The 22,960-nt window shown below is 46.2% G+C and carries 23 protein-coding genes and 1 other RNA gene; 16 read left to right on the top strand and 8 right to left on the bottom strand.

The window, feature by feature from the left end; translation table 11 throughout:
• Positions 1–233 precede the first annotated feature (233 nt).
• The 6 genes from ssrS to BBC0178_RS10565 form a co-directional block, all read right to left on the bottom strand.
• Positions 234–395: non-coding RNA, 6S RNA (gene ssrS / locus BBC0178_RS10590), on the bottom strand.
• Positions 396–496: 101 nt separating this feature from the next.
• Positions 497–1,195 (bottom strand): tetratricopeptide repeat protein, encoded by a 699-nt coding sequence (locus tag BBC0178_RS10585; protein WP_078040136.1) that lies wholly within the window; start codon positions 1,193–1,195, stop codon positions 497–499.
• A gap of 187 nt (positions 1,196–1,382) precedes the next feature.
• Positions 1,383–1,508 (bottom strand): type B 50S ribosomal protein L36, encoded by a 126-nt coding sequence (gene ykgO, locus BBC0178_RS10580; protein WP_075869311.1) that lies wholly within the window; start codon positions 1,506–1,508, stop codon positions 1,383–1,385.
• A gap of 189 nt (positions 1,509–1,697) precedes the next feature.
• On the bottom strand, positions 1,698–2,780 hold the full coding sequence (locus tag BBC0178_RS10575) for a 5-(carboxyamino)imidazole ribonucleotide synthase (protein ID WP_078040135.1): 1,083 nt from the start codon (positions 2,778–2,780) through the stop codon (positions 1,698–1,700).
• Entirely contained in the window at positions 2,777–3,280 is a 504-nt protein-coding gene (gene purE, locus BBC0178_RS10570) for a 5-(carboxyamino)imidazole ribonucleotide mutase (protein ID WP_078040462.1), read from the bottom strand. Before purE ends, BBC0178_RS10575 begins: the two co-directional genes overlap by 4 nt.
• 20 nt (positions 3,281–3,300) lie before the next feature.
• Positions 3,301–3,504 carry a YdcH family protein gene (locus BBC0178_RS10565; RefSeq protein WP_077972986.1) on the bottom strand — a complete coding sequence of 68 codons (204 nt, stop codon included), beginning with the start codon at positions 3,502–3,504 and terminating at the stop codon, positions 3,301–3,303.
• Positions 3,505–3,738: 234 nt separating this feature from the next.
• On the opposite strand from BBC0178_RS10565, the gene BBC0178_RS10560 reads away from it, so the two are divergent.
• From BBC0178_RS10560 to BBC0178_RS10500, 13 genes are all read left to right on the top strand, one after another.
• A complete protein-coding gene (locus BBC0178_RS10560) occupies positions 3,739–3,906 on the top strand; it encodes a YdcH family protein (protein WP_077972984.1) in 168 nt (55 codons plus the stop codon).
• A gap of 485 nt (positions 3,907–4,391) precedes the next feature.
• Positions 4,392–5,393, top strand: coding sequence for an NAD(P)H-quinone oxidoreductase (locus BBC0178_RS10555; RefSeq protein ID WP_078040134.1), 1,002 nt, complete (start codon positions 4,392–4,394; stop codon positions 5,391–5,393).
• A gap of 132 nt (positions 5,394–5,525) precedes the next feature.
• Positions 5,526–6,200: a DUF1013 domain-containing protein gene (locus tag BBC0178_RS10550; protein WP_078040461.1), complete on the top strand. Its 675-nt coding sequence runs from the start codon at positions 5,526–5,528 to the stop codon at positions 6,198–6,200.
• 616 nt (positions 6,201–6,816) lie between these two features.
• Positions 6,817–7,530: a protein TolQ gene (tolQ, locus tag BBC0178_RS10545; RefSeq protein WP_077972977.1), complete on the top strand. Its 714-nt coding sequence runs from the start codon at positions 6,817–6,819 to the stop codon at positions 7,528–7,530.
• A gap of 13 nt (positions 7,531–7,543) precedes the next feature.
• Entirely contained in the window at positions 7,544–8,005 is a 462-nt protein-coding gene (gene tolR / locus BBC0178_RS10540; RefSeq protein ID WP_077972976.1) for a protein TolR, read from the top strand.
• Positions 8,006–8,026: 21 nt separating this feature from the next.
• The gene (locus tag BBC0178_RS10535) at positions 8,027–9,079 is read left to right on the top strand and encodes a hypothetical protein (RefSeq protein WP_078040133.1); all 1,053 of its coding nucleotides are present in this window, start codon (positions 8,027–8,029) and stop codon (positions 9,077–9,079) included.
• A 459-nt stretch (positions 9,080–9,538) separates the two neighbouring features.
• Positions 9,539–10,810, top strand: coding sequence for a Tol-Pal system beta propeller repeat protein TolB (gene tolB, locus BBC0178_RS10530; RefSeq protein WP_225868017.1), 1,272 nt, complete (start codon positions 9,539–9,541; stop codon positions 10,808–10,810).
• A 370-nt stretch (positions 10,811–11,180) separates the two neighbouring features.
• Complete coding sequence (gene pal, locus BBC0178_RS10525; protein WP_075869304.1) at positions 11,181–11,672, top strand: peptidoglycan-associated lipoprotein Pal; 492 nt, start codon at positions 11,181–11,183, stop codon at positions 11,670–11,672.
• A gap of 115 nt (positions 11,673–11,787) precedes the next feature.
• Positions 11,788–12,837 (top strand): tol-pal system protein YbgF, encoded by a 1,050-nt coding sequence (gene ybgF, locus BBC0178_RS10520; protein ID WP_078040132.1) that lies wholly within the window; start codon positions 11,788–11,790, stop codon positions 12,835–12,837.
• Positions 12,828–14,177 carry a tRNA lysidine(34) synthetase TilS gene (tilS, locus tag BBC0178_RS10515; protein WP_078040131.1) on the top strand — a complete coding sequence of 450 codons (1,350 nt, stop codon included), beginning with the start codon at positions 12,828–12,830 and terminating at the stop codon, positions 14,175–14,177. Before ybgF ends, tilS begins: the two co-directional genes overlap by 10 nt.
• A 120-nt stretch (positions 14,178–14,297) precedes the next feature.
• Entirely contained in the window at positions 14,298–16,475 is a 2,178-nt protein-coding gene (ftsH, locus tag BBC0178_RS10510) for an ATP-dependent zinc metalloprotease FtsH (protein WP_078040130.1), read from the top strand.
• 231 nt (positions 16,476–16,706) lie between these two features.
• Positions 16,707–18,059, top strand: coding sequence for a phosphoglucosamine mutase (gene glmM, locus BBC0178_RS10505; RefSeq protein WP_078040129.1), 1,353 nt, complete (start codon positions 16,707–16,709; stop codon positions 18,057–18,059).
• 203 nt (positions 18,060–18,262) lie between these two features.
• A complete protein-coding gene (locus BBC0178_RS10500) occupies positions 18,263–18,994 on the top strand; it encodes an outer membrane protein (RefSeq protein ID WP_078040128.1) in 732 nt (243 codons plus the stop codon).
• A gap of 166 nt (positions 18,995–19,160) precedes the next feature.
• On the opposite strand, the gene BBC0178_RS10495 is transcribed toward BBC0178_RS10500, so the two are convergent.
• Complete coding sequence (locus BBC0178_RS10495; protein ID WP_225868016.1) at positions 19,161–19,484, bottom strand: phage holin family protein; 324 nt, start codon at positions 19,482–19,484, stop codon at positions 19,161–19,163.
• 27 nt (positions 19,485–19,511) lie between these two features.
• Positions 19,512–19,766 (bottom strand): ElaB/YgaM/YqjD family protein, encoded by a 255-nt coding sequence (locus BBC0178_RS10490; RefSeq protein ID WP_335617865.1) that lies wholly within the window; start codon positions 19,764–19,766, stop codon positions 19,512–19,514.
• 235 nt (positions 19,767–20,001) lie between these two features.
• Here BBC0178_RS10490 and BBC0178_RS10485 point away from each other — a divergent pair, with 235 nt between their 5' ends.
• The 3 genes from BBC0178_RS10485 to exbD all read left to right on the top strand — a co-directional run bounded on the left by BBC0178_RS10485 (position 20,002) and on the right by exbD (position 22,899).
• Positions 20,002–21,297 carry a glycerate kinase type-2 family protein gene (locus BBC0178_RS10485; RefSeq protein WP_149867488.1) on the top strand — a complete coding sequence of 432 codons (1,296 nt, stop codon included), beginning with the start codon at positions 20,002–20,004 and terminating at the stop codon, positions 21,295–21,297.
• Positions 21,298–21,426: 129 nt separating this feature from the next.
• The gene (exbB, locus tag BBC0178_RS10480) at positions 21,427–22,461 is read left to right on the top strand and encodes a tonB-system energizer ExbB (protein ID WP_078040126.1); all 1,035 of its coding nucleotides are present in this window, start codon (positions 21,427–21,429) and stop codon (positions 22,459–22,461) included.
• A 6-nt stretch (positions 22,462–22,467) separates the two neighbouring features.
• A complete protein-coding gene (exbD, locus tag BBC0178_RS10475; protein WP_077972960.1) occupies positions 22,468–22,899 on the top strand; it encodes a TonB system transport protein ExbD in 432 nt (143 codons plus the stop codon).
• Positions 22,900–22,960: the final 61 nt, after the last annotated feature.

Genomic DNA, 22,960 nt, shown 5'->3' with positions numbered 1-22,960 from the left:
AAATCGTGACGATAACCGCCATGGCTTCTTTAATCATCACAAATCCTCACAAAGATCGGCAAGGGGCAGAAATTGCGATCATTGATCGAAACAATTTGAAGATGATTGTAAGTTCGATGTGAAAAGATAAATTTGAAGCAGGAAGAGAAGGGCAGCTCAAAATCGAAATGGGCTATGGCTTAAAAGGATAAACTGATTATCGTTTATGCCCTAAACAATTTGAGAGAAGAAAGTGGCGATCCGCAGCAACCGGTGGAATGTATTTGATCCCGGGAAACCTACAACGTAGGTGGGCGCCATATGAAAAGGCCCACGAGCCTAATCAGGGACAGCTCCCTTAGAGATCAATAAGGCCCCGGGGATGCAGTTATTCCTGTCGAGAAGAGCAGAACGCCTCGGCCAATATAGGTTAAGTCCCGACTTGTTACCAGTCCACAATCAGGTTTTTGAAACTTAATTTGCAAGTTTTATTTAAATCCCTAAATCTTTGAAGAAATCAGATAGCCCGTCCGGTTTGTTCTTCAAGAATGTCGCCAACACGTTTTTGCGCGCGTTGCATTTGCGGGTAAATTTTCAAGGCATCTTCATAGGCGTGTAGCGCAAGTTTATTTCGTCCGGTCATTTCCAGAATCGACCCGACGAGAAACAGGGCATTGTAATTTCTGGGTTCCAATGAAAGCGAGCGGTGAAGATCACTCATTGCGAGCGTCAAGTCATTCAATTGCACATGAACTACTGCACGACGCGCCCATCCTTCAGCATAATCGGGCTGCAAGGCCACCACATTATCAAGAAAATCGAGCGCCCTGGCATAGTCTTGCTGGTTAATACCATCTTCAGCCCATTGCATAAGAAGATCAATCGTATCACTTCCCGATTGCGACCATAGGCCTTGAATCTGGCGACTGATTTTTGCCGCTTCCTTTTGATTGGCGGTTCTTTTCAAAACAGCAAGCAAGTGGTCAAGTTCAGCCTGCTTTTTTTGTGCTGCATTCTGATCTTTTCCAAGATCGGGTAATGCTTCTTCCCGTGACGGTTTGTCGGGAATCATATCTTCCGGTGATAATGGCGGAGAATCAGGGTCTTCTTGTGGTGGAAGTTCCGGCAAGCCTTGAGAAAACACTGTAGCGGGCGACACAGCCGTTATAATGGACAGAGAAATTATGAAAAAACGAATTTTCCATTTATTCATCATGATTTCCTGTGTCAGGGCCGTTTTTCTTTGTCACATGAAGTCCGCGACAGATGATTTTGTTTTTCAACGCCCGCCGCATATTATGGCAGCAATATTATAATGATGAGGGAATTGAAGCAATGGTGGAATATAGTGCAAAATAAAAAAGGCCCCATAATGGAGCCTTTTTAAATCATATATCGAATAATCAACCCTGACGGGCTTTAAAACGCGGGTTGGTCTTATTGATAATGTAAATACGACCTTTGCGGCGAACCATGCGGTTGTCGCGGTGACGACCCTTGAGCGCTCTGAGCGAATTTTTAATTTTCATTTCAATCACCGTTTGTATAACCCGTCGCCGGGTAAAAGGATTGGACCCATAATCGGGCTTGAATTTCGTCGGTCAAATAGCCTGACGATAGAGGGTTTGTCAACTCTAAATCACGCAAAAATAGTGTTTCCATTGTCAAACTCTATCAAGAATCACGCTTTGGAGACGTTCAAGCCTGTCGTTTTGCTGTTATTCGGCACGACCGGTCAGTCTTATAATGTGCCCCATTTTTCTTCCCGCTCTTATGTCCGCTTTCCCGTAAAGGTCGATGAAAGTTTGCGGTTCCGCCAACAGATCGGGCAAGCGTTTCACATCTTCGCCGATCAGATTTTCCATCACACAATTGCTATGCCGCGTTGTTTTCCCCAAAGGAAGACCGGCGACTGCACGTATATGCTGCTCGAATTGCGAGATAAGGCAGGCAGCTTCTGTCCAGTGGCCGGAATTGTGAACGCGTGGTGCCAATTCATTGGCCAAGACAGAGCCATCTTTGAGAACAAAAAATTCCACTCCGATCACACCGATATAATCAAGTTCGTGAAGAACTGTTTTTGCAGCCTTTTGCGCTGCCTCGATGGTTTTTTTGTCGATAGAGGCAGGAACGGTCGATGTCCTTAAAATTCCATCACGGTGAACATTTTCAGGGCAGTCATAAAAGGCAATATTGCCATTAAAGTCACGTGCGGCAATCACCGATATTTCTTTTTTGAACGGAACAAATCCTTCAAGAATGGCAGGCACATTGCCGATATCGGCAAGGGCTTTGTCAATTTCTTTTTCATCCGGATTATCAAGCCGCACCTGCCCTTTGCCATCATAACCGAATCGGCGTGACTTCAGAATGCCTTTGCCGCCAACATTGCCGAGACCGGCAATCAGCATTTGACGATCGTCGACGAGAAACCACGGAGCCGTTTTAATTCCGCTGTCATTCAGAAATTTCTTTTCGGTAAAGCGATCCTGAGAAACTTCGAGTGCTGCCGGTTTTGGCAAAACAGTGGCTTTCTTGGCAAGCCGGTCAACGGCACGTGCCGGAACATTCTCGAATTCGTAAGTGATCACATCGGATAAATTGGCGAGTTCATCCAGCGCTTTTTCATCATCATAATTTGCAACAATTTGACGATTGGCTGTTTGGGCGGCCGGACAATCTGGTGTCGGCTCAAGAATAATTGTATGAAATCCAAGCCGTGCAGCGGCACTTGCCATCATACGGGCAAGCTGCCCACCACCGATAATGCCGATTGTATCTCCTGGTTCAAGATTTTTCATTTTTTCACCTCATCGATGGGAAATTCCGAAACACTGGCCGTTTGATTGGCTCGCCATTCATCAAGCCGACCGGCAAGGGCTTTGTCAGAAAGGGCAAGAACAGAAGCGGCAAGGAGTGCGGCATTGATGGCACCCGATTTTCCGATGGCAAGTGTTCCGACCGGCACACCCGCCGGCATTTGCACAATGGAAAGAAGCGAATCCTGTCCCGATAATGCGCGCGACTGTACCGGAACACCAAATACCGGAAGACTGGTCATTGCGGCAGTCATTCCCGGCAAATGGGCAGCGCCTCCGGCACCGGCAATAATAATCTTGAAACCGGCCTTTTTGGCGCCTTTGGCAAAATTATACAAGCGATCAGGAGTGCGATGAGCCGAAACGATTCTTGCTTCATAACTGATGCCGAGACTTTTTAGCGTTTCAGCAGCATGGCGCATTGTTTCCCAATCGGATTGGCTGCCCATAATAATGGCAACATCATGTGTTTTCGTGCCCATATTTTTTCCTGTCATAGTTTTTATGCAATAATGTCGGGAATAATACGATCTTCGAGCTTTTGCAGTTGATCTTTAATCGCCAGTTTCTTTTTCTTCATTCGCTGGATTTGTAACTGGTCACAGCCTGTTTTTATCATTGCGTCAATTGCTGCATCATAATCTGCATGTTCCTGCTTCAATTTTGCAACAGCCAATTTGACATCAACCTGTTCCTGTTCAGACATTTAGCGGCCGTCCTATTTTGCATGGGCTTGTTCATCGGGCATTGTTGTCGCCCATCGTCATTTTTTCGCCTATACCACGAAAGAAAAATTGCGAAAATGTTTAATTGCCAAAATCTGTGGTAATTCATTTTAAAGTCGACAATTAATGTTAAAGATGCCAAGCTATTCTTTGCCGATTAGAAAAGGCTTCGCAAGAATTATGAAGTTAATATCAAAGAGATAAGGAGCATAGTTATGGCAACTGAAGCACATCTGGCATCTTTGGAACGTAAGCACCAGGAGCTTGAAACAAAAATCGACAAAGCCATGGCTTCGCCTTCGGCTGATGATCTTGCCATTAATGAACTCAAACGGAAGAAGCTTGCTCTCAAGGACGAGATCGAAAAACTCAAAACGCTTTAGTTTTAATTGATTGTTTAAAGTTTTATCGATTTTTTGAAACAGGTTACAAAATTATTTTGTCCTGAGTGAAGCTTGCATGAAGGAAAGGGGAGATTTTCCCTTTCCGGACAAGGTGTATTTTCACACCAAACGAGGCGTTTTTTTATAACACGGTTTTGTAAATTTTTTACAAAAGTTTCGCTGGCTACTTGTACAATGTGCCGTTAAAAATAATGTACAAGTTTTTTTGACAATCACTCTTTTGGCTTAAGCCTTATTTCTTGCTATTACTTCATTGAACATGAATTTCCCGATATCATAGGGGGGGCATAAAGTTTTTGTTACGCAAAAATGGTTCTGGATAAAAGGAAATTGCACGGAAATAGACTTTGCGGGGGCAAAGACCATATGTCATGAAAGACATTTACACATAAAATGCCAGAGCAGGACTGTTATGTCAGGGCAAGATTGGCACGAATGTCGGAAGTTTGAAGAAAGGGTTTACAATGACTGTCTCGAAAAAGACAATGAAGGCTATTGAAATTGCCGGTAAAGGCGGGCCCGAAGTGCTCAAACTCGTTGATGTCAACATTCCGGACATAAAGAATAATGAAGTTCTTGTGCGTGTTCGTGCAGCCGGTGTGAACCGTCCGGATGTTTTCCAGCGGATGGGGAGTTATCCGCCGCCGGAAGGAGCCTCGCCACTACCGGGCTTGGAGATTGCCGGTGAAATTGTCGAGCTTGGTGGTGCAGTCAAACAATGGAAGGTTGGCGACAAAGTCACGGCGCTGATTGCCGGTGGAGGTTATGCCGAATATGCGGCTGTTGCTGCCGATAATGTTTTGCCTGTTCCACATGGCTATGATTTTATAAAAGCGGCGGCGCTGCCTGAAACTTTCTTTACCGTCTGGAGCAATGTGTTTGATCGCGCACATTTGAAATCGGGTGAAGTTTTTCTTGTTCACGGTGGCACTTCGGGCATTGGCACGACAGCTATCCAATTGGCAAAAGCTTTCGGTGCCAAGGTGCTTGCCACAGCAGGAACAGCGGAAAAATGCGAAGCCTGTTTGAAACTCGGGGCCGATCTTGCAATCAATTACCGGACAGAGGACTTTGTGAGCAAGGCTCAGGAATTTACCCATAAAAGAGGTGTCAACGTCATTCTTGATATGGTCGGGGGAGACTATGTCAACAAGAATTACAAAATTGCTGCTCCTGAAGGGCGCATTGTGCAGATTGCCAATCTTTCCGGCTCTATGGCAACAGTCAATCTCAACTACATTTATGTAAAGCGGCTTATTCATACCGGCTCGACGTTGCGGGCACGTGACACAGCGTTTAAAGCTGCCATTGCCGCGCAATTAAAGGAAAAGGTCTGGCCGCTCCTGGAAACGCAAAAAGTTCATCCGGTTATTGATAAGGTTTTTCCGCTTGCAGAAGCCGCCAAAGCCCATGAACGCATGGAATCAAGCGCCCATATCGGCAAAATTATTCTCCAAATCGATTGAGGGGACTTGCGAGTTTCACCTCATGTCTTGTCGTTTTATAAAATTCGGTTTATAAGGCTTGGCGAATTCCCGGAAAATGTGGTCTATTCCACGTCCCGCCTCACCGGAGCGGGCGAACGAGAGGATAATGTTATGGCAACACAACTATTGATGCCCAAAGCTACAGCCGTTTGGCTGGTTGATAATACGGCGCTTTCTTTTGACCAGATCGCCGCTTTTTGCAAGTTGCATCCATTGGAAGTCAAAGCGATTGCCGATGGAGAATCAGCACAAGGCATCAAAGGGCTTGATCCGATTATTACCGGTCAATTGACGCGTGATGAAATTGAACGCGGCGAAAAGAATAATGATTACCGCCTGAAAATTTCCGAACCCAAAGTTCGCCTTCCGGAAAACAAACGTAAAGGACCGCGCTATACACCGCTTTCAAAGCGTCAGGACCGTCCGAATGCTATTTTATGGCTGGTGCGCAATCATTCCGAATTGAAAGACGCCCAGATTGCCCGTTTGATCGGCACAACCAAATCGACAATCGAGCAAATCCGCAATCGTACGCACTGGAATTCGGCAAATTTGACACCGATGGATCCGGTAACACTCGGGCTCTGCTCACAAATCGAGCTTGATATAGAAGTTGAAAAAGCCGCCAAGAACCGTCCGGCAGTGATGCCGGAAGACGGCACATTATTACCGGCATCAGCTACCGAGAATCTTGAAATCAATGATAACAAGGATGAAGAGCTTGATGCCGATAAGGTTTTTGCCAAGCTTTCATCTCTTAAAAGTGATAATCACGACGATAACTGAGTTTTTTACCAGTCAAGCTGTCAGACTTGATTGGTTGGAAAATTAACTAGTCGTTTCACCCCGCAATTTGAAAAAATTGCGGGTTTTGTTTATCGAAAATTCGGATATATCAATTGTATAGATAGTTTTTTACGGTTTTGTTATGATGTGTTAAATTTAGCGTTCGATTTTTTATTATATATAGATAATTATAATAATTTATATTTCACATTATAAATGATAAATTTTGTAACGTTGCTTTTTAACATATGAAATATTGTTTCTTTGTGGTCTTGTGCCCGCAAAGGCAGATTTTTTAATCCTCTAAAGTTGAACTTGTAGACCGTTAAAAATTGACCTGTTCAGGTTTGTTTTTAATTAGCCGACTTATTATTACTAAAAATTAACCATCCTTATCTATTGATATCGTCGAAGCAAACGCGCCGGAATATTCAAGTTTTGGCCTTTGTTTCAACAAATTTAAACGTCATAGAAATAACGTGAAGCAGGGAAATATCGTGAAGCAGGTCTATCGGTAAATCTGATGCTTCAGTTATTTTGACGGGAAGTAAAGAATTTTGCTTAAGACCGCCCGGTGAAAAGATGCCGGGCGTTTGGATTCAGGGATTAACACATTATGCCGGGAATAGAATTAGCGAGTCCAGCGTCGGTAGGAATCTGGAGCCTGTTCATGCAGGCCAATTGGGTTGTAAAAGCTGTCATGATCGGCTTGCTATTGGCATCTATCTGGAGCTGGGCAATCATTATTGATAAATTGATTGCTTATAGTCGCATTCGTCATGCGATGAACCGTTTCGAGCAGGTTTTCTGGTCCGGCCAATCGCTTGAGGACTTGTATAGAAATTTGAGCGAAAGGCGGGTTTTTGGCATGGGAGCCATTTTTATGGCGGCTATGCGCGAGTGGAAAAAGTCACTTGAAAAGGGTGCGCGCTCGCCGATGGGGTTGCAAAGCCGTATTGATAAAGCCATGGATGTTGCACTTGCCCGCGAAAGCGACCGGATGGAATCACGTTTAGGGTTTCTGGCAACAGTCGGCTCGGCAGGTCCGTTCATTGGCCTCTTCGGAACGGTTGTTGGTATTATGAGTTCTTTCCAGTCCATTGCAGCTTCGAAGAATACATCCCTTGCTGTCGTCGCACCCGGTATTGCGGAAGCTTTGTTGGCAACGGCTATCGGTCTTCTTGCTGCTATTCCGGCGGTTATTGCTTTCAATAAATTGTCGGGAGATGCGGGAAAAATCACCGGTCGTCTTGAAGGCTTTGCCGACGAATTTTCAGCCATTCTTTCCCGCCAAATCGATGAGAAATTGACTTCTCGCCAGTCTTACTAAAAGGAATTCTGAGATGGGTATGGCTGTAGGAAGTTCCGGTGGTTCAAAACGGCGTGGTCGCCGTGGCGGTGCGCCGCGTCGTGGCTTGATGAGTGAAATCAACGTGACACCATTCGTTGATGTGATGCTGGTTCTGTTGATTATTTTTATGGTTTCGGCACCATTGCTTGTTAATGGTGTGCCGCTTGATTTACCGAAAACGCAAGCCGGCCCCGTCAATACCGAAACAAAACCTTTGACAGTTTCCATTAACGATCAGGGGCGCCTTGCCGTTAACGAAGAATATTATGATACGCCGGATGAAGTTGTTGCAAAATTGAAAGCGGTTACAGAATCAGGCGGTGATGCTTCCAAGCAACGTATTTTTGTTCGCGGGGCAAAAACAGTAGAATACCAGAAGGTTCTTGATCTTCTTGCAATCATTCAGAAAGCGGGCTTTACCAATGTTGCATTGGCAAGTCTGCCACAACAGTAAAATTGGCGATAAACTGATATTATGAAAGCAGGTCTGGCAACATCGGTAGCGGCACATGCCCTGATTCTTACCTGGGGGCTTATCAGCCTTTCCTCGCCGGCCGATTTTAATGCAGAGGTAACCGAAGCTTTGCCGGTTTCTCTGGTGCCGATTGCCGAAACAACTTCGATACAAAAGGGCGAATTGACAGCATCCAAAGAGAATAAAGCCGCACCGAAACCAACCACAAAACCGGTTGAAAAACCTGATGCCGAGCATGTCGGCGATGGCAAGGTTGATAATGAAGCGCCATTAAAGCCCAAGGAAAAAGATCGCGATGTCGATGCAACACCGCCGCCTTCGGGCACACCCGACGCGGATCCTAATCCTGTTCCGCCTACAAAAACGCCCGAAACAAAGCCGGATAATACTCCCAAACCTGAAGAAAAACCGAAGGTAGAAGAACAAAAGCCGGAAGAAAGTTCCAAGCCGGATCAGGCAGAGCCGAAACCGGAAGAATCGGCCGATGCGAGTGAACCTGCAAGCGAGCCGAAGAAGGATCCTTTCCCGAATTTGCCGGAAAAAGCGCCTTTGCCGACAGCCAAACCGAAACCGGCAGAACCTAAGCCTGCTGTTAAAGCCAAAGGTGAAAGTGTCGATGATATTCTGGCAATGAATGAAAAGGCCTTGATTGATAAAACGCGCACATCCGGCGGTGGTGCTGCCCGTTCGCAAGGACCTGCAGGTTTTGGCGCCAAGAAAAATATCGGCAATGGTCAGGATGTTGGTCAGACACTCGTTAATGCGGCAACAAGCTGTATCACCAAAAACTTGAAATTGGCCGCCCTCGGTGGCGGGGTTGCCGGAGAAAATCCGGTTGCCGAAGCCAAGTTCAATTTGAGCATAGAAGGTAAAGTTGTCGGTGAACCGATCATTACCGGAATGAGTGGCAACCCCAATAAAGTGGACTTGCTGATTAATCAGACACGCGCGGCCATATTTGCCTGTCAGCCGTTCGAGGATTTGCCACGTGACCAATATGACAAATGGGGTCAGGGATTTGATTTGAAAATCGACCCGTTCAACTCGTTCTGATTGTGGCGATGTATTTTTGTGACGCGATTAAACAAAGTAAACAACTTTAGGAGAGATAACCGACTTTTTTATTCGCCAATGGTGTTGATGAAATAATTTCTTCATAATGGCGGAAAACAGTTTTCGATGTTCAGGTTTTTTCGATTGCATATCCGGTTTCCGGCTTGGCAAAATTATCTCATCGCAGTGATGATAGCGGCAGAAAACAAGACGTTGCTCGAAAATGGTCATAAGGTATTGGAAAGGTCTGCAAGGATCTGATGTGAAAGGGCTTGGAAACGGTTTTTCAAACAAGTCTTGTCATGATTCAAAATCTGAAATTGGAAAATAAATATCCGGAATTTTTACTATTCCGATATAAAAAAGACGTAAAGTGGAATGCTTTAAGGCAACGGAAAGAAAATGGTTTCTTCGATGATTAAGAAAAATAAGCGCCTTTATATTTTTGTTTTTTTGTCAATGGTTTTGCCATTTTTAAGCTGGCAAACCTCTTTTGCGCAATTGAAAGGAACTGTCTCGTCGGCCGATTTTAACCCGATTCCCATTGCAGTGACCGATTTTATTGCCGGTGATCAGATGGGCGTACAGATTTCCTCGGTCGTAACTGCCGACCTTGAACGCTCCGGTCTTTTCAAGCCGATTGACAAATCGTCATTTCTGGAACGTATCTCCAATCCGGATGTACAACCGCGGTTTCCCGATTGGCAGCAAATCAATGCACAAGGTTTGGTAACCGGCCGTGTTACAAAAGAAGCTGACGGGCGTTTGCGGGTCGAATTCCGCTTGTGGGATGTTTATGGTGGCAAACAGCTTGAAGGCCGCCAGTTCTATGCAACACCGCAAACTTGGCGTCGCGTTGCCCATATCATTGCCGATGCCATTTATACGAAAATGACCGGTGAAAAAGGTTATTTTGATACACGCATTGTATTCGTTGATGAAACAGGTGCAGCAAATGCACGTGTCAAACGTCTTGCTATTATGGATCAGGACGGAGCAAACCTTACCTATATCTCGAACGGTCGTGAACTTGTTTTAACACCACGTTTTTCACCAAGCCGTCAGGAAATTACCTATATGGCTTATGCCGGCAACAATGTTCCGAAGGTTTATTTGCAACAAATCGAAACCGGTCAGCGTGAACTTGTCGGTACTTTTCCGAACATGACCATTGCACCGCGTTTTTCACCGGATGGTCAAAAGGTGATTATGAGTTTGTTGCAAGATAATGGCAGTGCCAATCTTTACACAATGGATTTGCGTTCGCGTTCGACAACACGGCTTACAACAACGCCGGCGATCGATACATCGGCTTCCTATTCACCCGATGGCACCCAGATCGTTTTTGAGTCCGACCGTGGAGGAAAACCGCAAATCTATGTCATGAATACCGATGGCAGTAACCAGCACCGCATCTCGTTCGGCGATGGCAGCTATTCAACGCCGGTCTGGTCACCTCGTGGCGATTATATTGCCTTCACCAAACAGTCGCAGGGGCAGTTTTCAATCGGTGTCATGAAGCCCGACGGGCAGGGTGAACGTTTGTTGACTTCCGGTTTCCATAATGAAGGTCCGACATGGGCACCGAACGGTCGCGTTATCATGTTCTTCCGGCAAAATCAGGGGCAGCAGCCAAAGCTCTATACGATTGATATAACCGGACGCAATGAACGTGTGTTACCGACACCCAATGGTGCATCCGATCCGGCCTGGTCGCCACTTCTCGACTAGGAATTTTATATCAACCTTATCAAGCTGAAAGGCCATAAGCTTTCAATTTCTTGATGGCATCAATTGACTTTTCCGGCTTGCTACAAGAAGGTTTTTTCAAAATACCGAACACCGTTTCAAAGAATTGAAACGGTGTTTTTATTTACCGGCTTTCTTGAACAACTTGCTATTGGACTTTTTACTCATTTCGCGCTAAGGAAAATCACATCTGCCGTCTTTCCGCCTCAATCAGCGAGCAACCGGTGGATTTGTATTTTTTATAAAAAAGTGATGCGTAAGTATTCATTAACCATGCGTGTTGAGAGCTTTTTAAGCAAATCAAGCTAAAAGCCTTGAAAATCAACCGCTAACTTTTAAGGAGTCTCGGCACATGGGCCGTTTCCAAAAACTTGCTCGCAATCCGCTTGCTATAGCATTTGTCCTATCGCTAACTCTCGCTGGCTGCGCCAAACACGGCCTGAATGACCCGAATGCGCTGGGACTGAACAACGCAAAACCGGGATCAGCGCAGGACTTTACAGTCAACGTTGGTGACCGCGTATTCTTTGATCTTGATTCATCCAGCATTCGTGCAGATGCCCAGCAGACATTGACACGTCAGGCACAATGGTTGCAGCGTTATCCGCAATACACCATCACTGTTGAAGGTCATGCCGATGAACGTGGCACACGCGAATACAATATCGCTCTTGGTCAGCGTCGTGCTGTTGCCGCCCGCGATTATTTGATTTCACAAGGTGTTGCCGCGAACCGCATGCGGACCATTTCCTATGGTAAGGAACGTCCGGTTGCTGTTTGTGACGCTCCGCAGTGCTGGAACCAGAACCGTCGCGCTGTTACAGTCTTGAACAACGCACGCTAATTTACATTTTTATTCCAATGTCAAAAACGGCCCTGTCAAGGGCCGTTTTTTTTGTCAAACTTCCGCCGAAGTTGGTTGATAACCAAAATTGATACGAACATAAAAGGACAAAGCTATGGGTTTTCTTTCTTCCCCGCATTTATTGGCATGTTCGGTAAAACGTTTGGCAACAACGGTTATACTCGCTCAGGCTTTATCGTGGTCGGTGCTGGTGCCTTGTTATAGCGCGTCGTCAGAGCAAGGCGGATCGTCATTTGCAAACGGGCTTTTTCCTTTTGGCAAGAAAAAAACAGTTGAAAGCCAAACCGTACAAATGTCTCCTCAACCCGATAGCCGCGTTACCGATCTTCAACAACAGGTGCGTGAACTTACAGGAAAAGTAGAAGAGCTCAACTTTATGGTTCTGCAAATGCAGGAACAATTGCGTCAATTGCAGGGAGGCTCGGCGAGCTCTTCTGGTTCGACCCAACAGCCGTCATCGCCGCAACAAGCCCAGTCACTTCCATCGTCATCCCAGTCATCTGCGGCGACAGCCAATACTGGCAAGTCTATTGCCGGAAGCTCCGTTGAAGGGGCTACAGGAAACAGTGTTCCTCAAAACAGCGAAAATGGACAAAAAATAAATCCGCAAGAAGCGCCTAAAGATCTCGGCTCGATTGAATTTGACAAGAATGGCAATGTTCTTAATGGAAGTATCAATAAGGATGCAGTAGACACCGGTTCTCAAGGTCAGTCGGGCACACAAACCGCAACAGCATTGCCCACGGTTCCACAAACAACCAGTGCAAAAGAGCTTTATGACATCGGTTATAAAAATATCCTTGCCGGTGATTACCGTTCAGCCGAAGCCGATTTTCGTGCTTTTCAGGAGCGCTATTCCACCGACCCGCAAATTGCGGATGCAAGTTTCTGGCTTGGCGAATCTCTTTTCGGCCAGAAGCGCTATCGTGAAGCGGCACAAGCCTATATTGATGTGCAGCGTAATTACAAAGATTCACCGCGTGGACCGGAAAATCTTTTAAAACTTGGTATGAGCATGGCTCATCTTGATGAACAGAAAGTGGCTTGCGCAACCTTTGCCGAAGTGACAAAACGTTACAAAACTGTAGATCCGGCAGTTTTGAAACGTGTCAAAGACGAGCAAAGTCGCAACAAGTGTCAATAATAGATTTCAAAAAACTCTTTCAGCCTTCAGATTTCGAAAACTGTAAAATAGTCATTGCTGCGGTTTCCGGGGGCGGGGACTCAACGTCTCTTCTGTTTCTTCTGCGTGACTATTTGAAAGGTCTTGCAAATCCGCCCGAACTCATCGCTGTCACAGTCGATCATCGTCTGCGTCCCGAATCTGCGGCCGAGGCCGAAGAAGTCGGAAAATTATGTGATCGTCTTCACGTGAGACATGAGACGGTTTGCTGGGCAGATGCGAAACCTCAAACAGCTTTGTCCCATGAAGCGAGAATAGCACGTTATGGTTTGCTCTTTTCTGTTGCTGAGAAAGTCGGTGCGAGTGTCATTATGACCGGTCATACCTTGAATGATCAGGCAGAAACTTATGAAATGCGGTTGCATCGCGGTAGCCATCGCGGCCTTGCCTGTATGCCACGAGAATCGCTTCTCATGCGCAAAATACGCTTGATCCGGCCTCTCCTCGGAGTGAAACGGCAAGAGTTGCGTGAATATTTACGCTCCATTAAACAGGATTGGATTGACGACCCGACAAATGAAAATCCGCATTATGAACGGGTACGCATTCGCAAACGCCTCAAAGACGAGGATGTTGATGCCATTGCAAAAAAAGTTGACGAAGCGGCAATTTTCAGGCGCACACAAAGTAAAGCCGCAGCCGATCTCATCGGTAAACTCGACATAACAATGCAACATGCCTTATGTACGATAAGCGCGGTCACGGACGAACAGTTGAATGACCCGGAGTTTCCTTTTGTCATGGGGGCTCTCGCTTCCATTATTGGGGGAGCGCAGGTTCTCGCGAGCGATTCGCAGGTTGAATTTCTGAAAACCCAGCTCATGAAGAAACGGACGGCTCTTTATCATTTTACGTTACTTGGAACGGTGATCGAGCTTAACGGTAAAAATATCAGATTGTGGCGCGAGGCGAGAAATCAGACAGCAAGTGTCGCCGCTGCCCAATCTTCGATCATTTGGGATGGCCGTTATCGTATTGATAACCGGTCGGACAATGCTGTGCGGGTAAATGTTCCCTCTCTTTGCGATATAAAGTCTGTAGCGCGGGAAGAAGATATTAACCCCCGTTCGATCCATTTCCTGTCACTACAGACAGCATTGGCAATTTTCAGCCGTTCGGGAATTGATATTCCGGCTCTTACCGGAAAACTTGTTCATGCCGAAAATCTCACCTGCAAGAGATTCATGCGCCCGTTCGGTTGGCTGATCTCTTCTGATGATTACCCGCTTTTTAAAATATTAAGCCGTTTTTTTGAACTGACATTGTCGACATCGCAAGAAAATGACCAAAAAGCTGGATGAAACATTATGAAAAGCTCAAGTTCAGCCTTGGCAAGGCAACTTCAAGCACATATGTTACAATAAAATTTATCCAATAGAGCGTAATAGCCAATAGAGCGAAATAGATTGAGTGGACCTAATATGAATCCAAATTATCGTTCCTTCCTGATATGGGGGATCATCGCACTCTTATTGATTACTTTATTTTCGTTTTTTAACGGAAATAGTCAACAGGGTGGCACAGGAGAGATAACGTATTCAGATTTTCTGAAACGGGTCGATAATAAAGAAATCAAAACTGTTACCATTCAAGGTCAACGTTTGACCGGCATCACAAACGATAACAGAACGGTTCTTTCCTTTGCACCCAATGATCCCGGTCTTGTCACTCGTCTTGAAAGCAAAAATGTCAATGTCAGAGCCCAACCGGAAAGCACGGGCAATAGCACCTTTATGAATTTGCTCATCACGCTTCTGCCGGTTGTCATTCTTATCGGCGTGTGGATTTTCTTTATGCGTCAGATGCAAGGGGGTGCACGCGGAGCGATGGGCTTTGGTAAATCCAAGGCAAAATTGCTCACCGAAGCGCATGGCCGTGTGACTTTCAAGGATGTCGCTGGCGTCGACGAAGCCAAACAGGATTTACAGGAAATTGTCGAATTTTTGCGTGAACCACAAAAGTTCCAGCGTCTTGGCGGTCGTATTCCACGCGGTGTTTTGCTTGTCGGCCCTCCCGGAACCGGTAAAACATTGCTCGCCCGTTCCGTTGCCGGTGAAGCCAATGTGCCGTTCTTCACAATTTCCGGTTCGGATTTTGTCGAAATGTTTGTCGGTGTTGGTGCAAGCCGTGTTCGCGACATGTTCGAGCAGGCGAAAAAGAATGCGCCATGTATCATTTTCATTGATGAAATCGATGCCGTCGGTCGTCACCGTGGTGCCGGTTTCGGCGGTGGCAATGATGAACGTGAACAGACATTGAACCAGCTCCTTGTTGAAATGGACGGGTTCGAGCCGAATGAAAGCATTATTCTGATTGCCGCAACCAACCGTCCCGATGTTCTTGATCCGGCATTGTTGCGTCCGGGTCGTTTTGACCGGCAGGTGGTTGTTCCCAATCCCGACGTTGCAGGACGTGAGGAAATTCTTAAAGTCCATGTTCGCAATGTGCCTTTGGCACCCAATGTCGACTTGAAGATTGTAGCGCGCGGTACACCCGGATTTTCCGGTGCCGATTTGATGAACCTTGTCAATGAAGCAGCACTTATGGCAGCCCGGCGCGACAAACGCCTGGTCACCATGCAGGAATTCGAGGATGCCAAAGATAAGGTCATGATGGGGGCCGAACGCCATTCTGCCATGACACCGGCAGAAAAAGAGCTGACAGCATTTCACGAAGCCGGACACGCCATTATTGCAATCAATATGCCGGCAGCCGATCCTGTGCACAAAGCAACAATTGTCCCGCGTGGACGTGCACTCGGTATGGTTATGCAATTGCCGGAAGGTGACAAATATTCGATGAGCTACCGCTACATGATTTCGCGTCTGGCAATCATGATGGGTGGCCGTGTTGCCGAAGAATTGAAATTCGGCAAGGATAATATCACTTCAGGCGCTTCCTCCGACATCGAACAGGCAACAAAACTTGCCCGTGCGATGGTCACACGTTGGGGCTTTTCCGACGAACTCGGCAAGGTTACCTATGGCGAAAGTCAGGAAGATATGTATCTTCAAGGTGGTGGCCGTAACCAACAGGTTTCGGAAGAGACAGCAAGAGTTATTGATTCTGAAATTCGTCGTCTTATCGACGAAGCCTATCAGACAGCAAAACAAACCTTGACGTCGAAGAAGAAACAATGGGTTGCTCTTGCCGAAGGTTTGCTTGAATACGAGACTCTTACGGGAGCCGAAATTCAGGAAGTCATCAACGGCAAACCGCCATCACGCGATATGGGCAAGGATTCGCCGACCCCGCATGTTTCAAGTGTTCCGAAAGCCGGAAAAACGCCTGAAAAATCCAAAGCCGATCATGCGAAGTCGGTTGTCGTAAGGGCAAAAGCTGTTTCTCATTCGACCGATAAAGTCGATGAAAAGACAGAGGCTTCCGACAAGTCCGAAACAGAAAAAGCTGCGGCTGAGAAAAAGCCGACAAGGACCAGAAAGACGACCAAGGCAACAAAGACGGCAAAGACGACGGGGACAACCAAAACGTCAAAGTCGGAAAAGTCCGAAAAACCGGTAAAAAAAGTTGAAAAGCCGGCAAAAAAATCGGCAAAAACAGAAACCGGCACTGATAATCCGGATAATAAAAAGGACTGAACTTTATTTTAAAAAACGTCAAAGCGGCTTGATAAACTCAAGTCGCTTTTATTTTATTCAAGTGCCGCTATGTTAACCTTGTCTTGATAATTCCGGCCTTTACCAGCTTTGTTGATAGAGGAAATCATTGGTTTTTGGCTTAAAAATTGATAATCGAAACAAAAGACACAGGTATATGAGTAGCGGGCAGAATTTTATCGATTTTCAATTTTGTCGAAAAAGGAAAATATAATGGCGTTTAAATATTTCGGTACCGATGGAATAAGAGGAAAAGCCAATACATTTCCGATGACCGCAGATGTGGCTATGAAAGTCGGTATGGCGGTGGGGATTCTTTTTCGCAGCCAAGGTCGGCCGGGACGCGTTGTTATCGGTAAAGATACACGCCTGTCAGGTTATATGCTGGAAAATGCAATGGTTGCAGGCTTTACGGCAAGTGGCATGGAAGTGTTTCTTTTAGGGCCAATTCCGACACCTGCCGTCGCAATGCTTTGTCGTTCGCTGCGTGCCGATGTCGGCGTTATGATTTCGGCATCACATAATCCTTTTTTCGATAATGGTATAAAATTGTTCGGTCCGGACGGTTTCAAACTTTCCGACGAAATCGAGTTGAAAATCGAAAAGCTCATTGAAACCGATATGACTAACGAGCTTGCCGGCCAATCGCAAATCGGTCGGGCAAAGCGTGTTGAAGGTGATATTTATCGTTATATCGAATTTGCCAAACGTACATTGCCGCGCGATGTACGGCTCGACGGTATGCGGATTGTTGTCGATTGTGCAAATGGAGCAGCCTATAAAGCCGCGCCGCTTGCTTTGTGGGAACTCGGTGCGGAAGTTGTGACACTAAGCGACAAGCCGACAGGCACAAATATCAATGAAGAATGCGGTTCGACCCACCCGATTGCTTTGATGCGGAAGGTTCATGAGGTGAGGGCAGATGCGGGAATAGCACTTGATGGCGATGGTGACCGCGTGGTGATGGTTGATGAAACCGGTGCCATTATCGATGGTGACCAGTTAATGGCGGTTGTCGCCGAACGTTGGCTGGAAAATGGTCTTTTACGGGGTGGCGGTATTGTCGCGACAGTCATGTCCAATCTCGGGCTTGAACGGTTTCTTGCCCAAAAAGGACTGACTATGGCAAGAACCAAGGTTGGTGACCGGTATGTTGTCGAATATATGCGCCAGCATGGTTTCAATGTCGGTGGTGAACAATCGGGTCACATTGTTCTATCCGATTACGGGACGACCGGTGATGGTCTGGTGACATCGCTGCAAATATTGGGTTGTGCAAAAGAATCACAAAAACCGATGAGCGAATTGTGTCATCGCTTCGAGCCGGTACCACAAGTCTTGAAGAATGTCCGCTTTTCCGAAGGCAAACCGCTTGAAGATGCGCACGTCAAAGATGTTATCAAAAATGCCGAAAAACGTTTGGGGAAAAACGGTCGACTGGTCATTCGCCCGTCGGGAACCGAACCACTTATCCGCGTTATGGCGGAAGGGGATGACGAACATCTTATTGGCACACTGGTTGACGAGATTGTCGAGGCGCTCAAAAAAGTAAGAGATGCCGTTTAACCGGAAATTTTGCTCTATCAAATTGGATTTATGAGTTTTTTAAAGCAGTCTTTGTCGGGCTGCTTTTTTATTTATGACGTGATGACGTTTAAATTTATGGAAAATAGGTGGTTAAGAATTATGGTTAAGAACGTCTTAACCAATCATGTTTAAAAAGCTTCTTGAAATGAGAGAGGCTTCAATGCCTTGTTTAGAGGCTTTACATGAAATTTTGCGTTGCACTTGTTGGCGGGGCGATATCGGTTCTTGGTTCAATGCCTGCACTCGCCGGTGATATTGATCTGGACAAGGTGCCGGAAGTTGCTATTGCGTCCGAAACAGTTCCTTTTTATCTGAAAGGCTATGTCGGGGTCAGTATGGCAGATGCTGATCACCTCAATAAATTTCCCTCTTTTGGGGTGGATAGCGATTATCACTGGAAAAATAAAAGTGACATGGATGACGCTTTTCTTGGCGGAGTGGGTTTAGGCTATCGTATGAATGATATTGTCCGTCTTGATGGAACAGTCGAATATCATGCAAAAAATAAAATGAGCGCACGTGATCAAAATTTTTCAAACATACGAAAATATGAAGGCAATGCCTCGTCAATTGTGCTGATGGCCAATGCTTATGCGGACCTTGTAACCTATCACAATGTCACGCCCTATATCGGGGCAGGAATTGGCGCGAGTGCCAATCGCATGAACGATTTTGAAGTTGATGCTGGTAGCGATCACTATGAGGCCTCGTCAAAAACGAATTGGGATATTGCTTGGGCCATTCATGCGGGCGTTGGTGTTAAACTATCGCGAAATGTTATTCTTGATATCGGATATAGCTACAGCGATCTGGGAGACGCAAAAACCGGCGATTTTTCAAAAGAAGCTACGCTCAAGCTTGATCATTTGACATCGCACGATGTCAAAGTCGGAATAAGATACGCGTTCAAATAGAATTTGCCAAAAATAGTGACATAAAAAACCGGCTGTTTTACAACCGGTTTTTTAATGAGATCATTCCTTCATGCCCCTCAGGACTTGGAGTTCTTGTCTTTGTTCCAGAACATCAAAGCCGCAAGTCCGATGAGAGGAACAGCAAGCACAAGCGTTTTTTTATTTTTCAAAATGGCCGGAACAGCGGCAACAAGAGAAGCAGCGACCAGATTGAAACGTTCATCGTCCATCTGTTGCTGATAGATTTTACGTCTCTTTGCCGAAATGATGCGGCCGATAAAAACACCACGAGCGCGACGATAAGCCAAAAGGCAAAAATAATTGTTGCCGATAAGATGGGCGAGACAATCCAGCTCAACGCAATAAATGCAATAACGCATAAGAATATCACCGCGAAAAACAGCGATAATCCAATCAGAAAATAACAAATTGCCTGATTGCGCGTTGATTTGACTGCCGTCTTTACGCTGCCATTTGCCAAACCGCTCATGAGCGGCGCGATAAGCCGCCACATATCTTAACGCCGCATCAACAGAGCAAGAACAAAGCCGACACCTGCTGCCGCAACAAGGCTTGCAACCGGCTTTTCGCGGATGCAATTGCATAACTGGCTTTGCACATCATCAATTTTTTCTTTTGCCTGGGAAATGGCCTCTTCACCATTTTCTTTGGCAGAAGCATAAAGTTTTTCGGCTTTGCCTTTGGCGGCCGTCAGTTTTTCGGAGCCCAGATCATTGAGTGTCGAATGAATATTGGACACTTCTTTCTTCAACTGTTCGAATTGTTCCTGAAGACTTTTTCGGTTGGCGTTGCATTTTCTTTTGGCATAACGGTTTCTCCTGCTTTTGCGAATGAATGATCGTACGAATAATTTTCGTCGATGTACTTTAATTACATAGTTATCGCATTCAGTTTTTCCACTTTTTTCTAAAAACTGTGTCAGTAATAAACTATAATCGAAAATCCGAAGCAACAAAACGAACGATAGTTTTTCGGGAGGAGAACAATTGATAAATTCCACAGATCGCAGTTTTCTAAAAGAACTCTTTGATTGTGCGGTTATGGCTGCCAATCCGGAACATTTGATGGAACAGTTTTTGCCGAAAAAGCCGAAGGGCAGAACAATTGTTGTCGGAGCCGGAAAAGGCTCTGCCCAAATGGCTTTGGCACTTGAAAAACTTTGGGCTAAGGCTGGCTATGGCAAGCTTGAAGGCGCTGTCGTCACTTGCTACGGTTGTGGTGTAGAGCTTCATTCGATTGAAGTTATGGAAGCTTCCCACCCTTTGCCGGACGAAAACGGGCTGAGGGCTGCAAAAAAGCTTGTCAAACTTGTTCAAGGATTATCGCCCGACGATCTTGTCATTGCTCTTATCTGTGGTGGCGGCTCGGCCTTGTTACCTTTGCCGCTTGAGCCTTTGACACTTAAAGACGAAATCGCAATCAATGAGGCATTGTTAAAAAGTGGCGCTCCCATCGGTGCGATGAATACGATCAGAAAGCATTTGTCACAAATCAAAGGCGGGCGGCTTGCCTATTATGCAGCGCCCGCCCGCGTCGTCAGTTTCATTGTGTCGGATATTCCAGGAGACATTGCCTCGCAAGTTGCTTCCGGCCCGACCGTTGCGGATTGGTCGACGCGTGAAGATGCTCTGAAACTCGTCAAACAATATCATATTGATTTGCCTCCAAAAGCGGTCAGCCTATTGAACAGTCCAGCGGCTGATGCCCCTAAACCGGATAATCCCGCTTTTGACAAAAACGTTGCCTATATTGTTGCATCGGCGGCGACATCACTGGAAGCCGCCTCTGCTCATGCACGGAAACGGGGATGGAACGCTGTTATCCTTTCGGATTCAATCGAGGGCGAAGCAAAGGATATTGCATTGATGCATGCCGCCATTGCTCGCGAAATTGCCTTGAAAAACCGCCCCTTTGAAAAGCCTGTCGTCATGCTTTCGGGCGGCGAAACAAGTGTGACAATAACAGGCGATTACAGCAAGGGTGAGGTTGGCAAAGGCGGAAGAAACAGCGAATTTTTGCTGTCATTTTCAATAGCAATCGAGGGGGAGAGCTCTATTATTGCACTTGCAGCGGATACGGATGGTCGCGACGGTAGCGAAGATAATGCCGGTGCGTTTTGTGACGGAAATAGCTGCTCGCGTCTCAAACAGCAGGGCCTCGACCCCGCAACTTTTCTTGTCCGCCACGATGCATGGACTGCATTCGATATGCTTGATGACCTGCTTGTAACCGGCCCGACGGGAACCAATGTCAATGATTTCCGCGCTATCCTTATCCGTTAAAACAGCGTTGGCGGTAGAATTTCTTTACTCCCGGAAAATAAGTTCAATATTTGTTTAAACATGACTTGATTTATCATATTAAATTTTGTTAATTAATCGCCATCGAATTGAAGTTCAGGAACGAGAGCGATGATGAGATATTTGACAAGGCTTGTAGCTGCTACAGCATTTCTATGCTTGGCTGGCGGCTATGCATCGGCACAGACCGAGACACCGCAACCGACCGGCAGTCAGGTGTTGCAAGCTGGCGAACAAGCTGGCGAAAAAGCCTTACAAACCGGCGAAAATGCTGTCCAGGCCGGTGAAAACGCTGCACAGGCCGGTGAAAATACTTTGAAAGCAGGCAAACAGGCTTTGGAATCGGCCGCCTCGGAGACTGCAAACACAGCCAAAGCTGCTGCCGACACGGCTAATCAGGCTGCCGATCATTTTATGGCCTCTATCCCGCATGACTTATCGCCGATAGGAATGTTCCTGAACGCAGACTGGGTGGTCAAAGTTGTTATGGTCGGCCTTGCGCTTGCATCGGTTTTGACATGGGTTATCTTTATTGTGAAACTGACAGAAGTTTCTATTGTGAAACGCCGTGCGAAAGCAACGCTGCTCGAAGTTTACCGTGCCCAGAATCTTTCCGAACTCGCTTTGACTGTTAAAAAACAAAAGGGTGTTTGTCCTGTTCTGGTTCAGGCAGCACAAGACGAAGTGCAAGCTTCCATTGCAGTCGTTGACAGTGTCGGCACAGAAGGCTTGAAAGAAAGATTGAGCTCTGTTCTTTCACGCCTTATTTCTGCTTCCGGTCGCCATGTAGCCTTCGGAACAGGTATTCTGGCAACAATTGGTGCCATTGGTCCGTTTGTTGGGCTTTTTGGAACTGTATGGGGCATTATGAACTCGTTCATCGGCATTTCTCAAGCGCAAACAACCAATCTTGCCGTTGTTGCTCCTGGTATTGCCGAAGCGCTTCTTGCAACCGCTATCGGCCTTGTTGCCGCCGTACCGGCCGTCATTATCTATAACGTCTTTGCCCGTCTGATTACCGGTTATCGTCAACAACTCATCGACGTTTCAGCCGGAATTGAACGTCTGGTCAGTCGTGATCTCGACTTTCGTAAAGTCAAGATCGAAGCAGCCAAGCGGCCTAATTTGTCGATCGCAGCGGAGTAGGACAGAATGGCTACCAAGCTTGCAGATCTTGACAATGAAGAACTCGATGTCAGCCATGAAATCAATGTAACACCGTTCATTGATGTTATTCTGGTTTTGCTCATCATTTTTATGGTTGCCGCACCTTTGGCAACGAGCGATATTCCAGTACAACTGCCGACATCTTCGACACCCGCGCAACCAAAGCCCGATAAACCTGTCTATGTAACATTACAGCAGGATAAATCACTTTATGTGGGAGAAGAGAAAGCGTCACTGGAAGATCTCAAGACAACTCTTGATCGGCTCACGTCAAACAATCATGAAGAAAAAATCTTTATTCGTGGTGATGCAGGCGTGGAATATAGCGGCATTATTGCGCTACTTAATGAATTGCGCGCGGCAGGCTACACAAAAATAGGCCTTGTCGGTTTGGAAAAAGCTCCGGCTGCCAAATAGTGTCATTGCTGGCCAGATAGTGTGACTGCTTGACGTAATTAAAAAATGATTTGGTTGTTTA

Origin of the sequence: Ditibartonella apihabitans, assembly GCF_002007485.1 — a bacterium.
Taxonomy (GTDB): domain Bacteria; phylum Pseudomonadota; class Alphaproteobacteria; order Rhizobiales; family Rhizobiaceae; genus Bartonella; species Bartonella apihabitans.
This window is presented reverse-complemented; position numbering and strand designations above follow the sequence as displayed.

Bases quoted from the DNA above. Each gene is read 5' to 3' on its own strand.
- tolR (WP_077972976.1), top strand. From the start codon at position 7,544: ATGGGTATGGCTGTAGGAAGTTCCGGTGGTTCAAAACGGCGTGGTCGC.
- exbD (WP_077972960.1), top strand. From the start codon at position 22,468: ATGGCTACCAAGCTTGCAGATCTTGACAATGAAGAACTCGATGTCAGC.
- ykgO (WP_075869311.1), bottom strand. From the start codon at position 1,508: ATGAAAATTAAAAATTCGCTCAGAGCGCTCAAGGGTCGTCACCGCGAC.
- BBC0178_RS10565 (WP_077972986.1), bottom strand. From the start codon at position 3,504: ATGTCTGAACAGGAACAGGTTGATGTCAAATTGGCTGTTGCAAAATTG.
- exbB (WP_078040126.1), top strand. From the start codon at position 21,427: ATGATGAGATATTTGACAAGGCTTGTAGCTGCTACAGCATTTCTATGC.
- BBC0178_RS10535 (WP_078040133.1), top strand. From the start codon at position 8,027: ATGAAAGCAGGTCTGGCAACATCGGTAGCGGCACATGCCCTGATTCTT.
- BBC0178_RS10495 (WP_225868016.1), bottom strand. From the start codon at position 19,484: ATGAGCGGTTTGGCAAATGGCAGCGTAAAGACGGCAGTCAAATCAACG.
- BBC0178_RS10560 (WP_077972984.1), top strand. From the start codon at position 3,739: ATGGCAACTGAAGCACATCTGGCATCTTTGGAACGTAAGCACCAGGAG.
- tolB (WP_225868017.1), top strand. From the start codon at position 9,539: ATGGTTTTGCCATTTTTAAGCTGGCAAACCTCTTTTGCGCAATTGAAA.
- glmM (WP_078040129.1), top strand. From the start codon at position 16,707: ATGGCGTTTAAATATTTCGGTACCGATGGAATAAGAGGAAAAGCCAAT.
- BBC0178_RS10550 (WP_078040461.1), top strand. From the start codon at position 5,526: ATGGCAACACAACTATTGATGCCCAAAGCTACAGCCGTTTGGCTGGTT.
- ybgF (WP_078040132.1), top strand. From the start codon at position 11,788: ATGGGTTTTCTTTCTTCCCCGCATTTATTGGCATGTTCGGTAAAACGT.
- BBC0178_RS10555 (WP_078040134.1), top strand. From the start codon at position 4,392: ATGACTGTCTCGAAAAAGACAATGAAGGCTATTGAAATTGCCGGTAAA.
- purE (WP_078040462.1), bottom strand. From the start codon at position 3,280: ATGGGCACGAAAACACATGATGTTGCCATTATTATGGGCAGCCAATCC.
- BBC0178_RS10585 (WP_078040136.1), bottom strand. From the start codon at position 1,195: ATGATGAATAAATGGAAAATTCGTTTTTTCATAATTTCTCTGTCCATT.
- BBC0178_RS10500 (WP_078040128.1), top strand. From the start codon at position 18,263: ATGAAATTTTGCGTTGCACTTGTTGGCGGGGCGATATCGGTTCTTGGT.
- pal (WP_075869304.1), top strand. From the start codon at position 11,181: ATGGGCCGTTTCCAAAAACTTGCTCGCAATCCGCTTGCTATAGCATTT.
- ftsH (WP_078040130.1), top strand. From the start codon at position 14,298: ATGAATCCAAATTATCGTTCCTTCCTGATATGGGGGATCATCGCACTC.
- tolQ (WP_077972977.1), top strand. From the start codon at position 6,817: ATGCCGGGAATAGAATTAGCGAGTCCAGCGTCGGTAGGAATCTGGAGC.
- BBC0178_RS10575 (WP_078040135.1), bottom strand. From the start codon at position 2,780: ATGAAAAATCTTGAACCAGGAGATACAATCGGCATTATCGGTGGTGGG.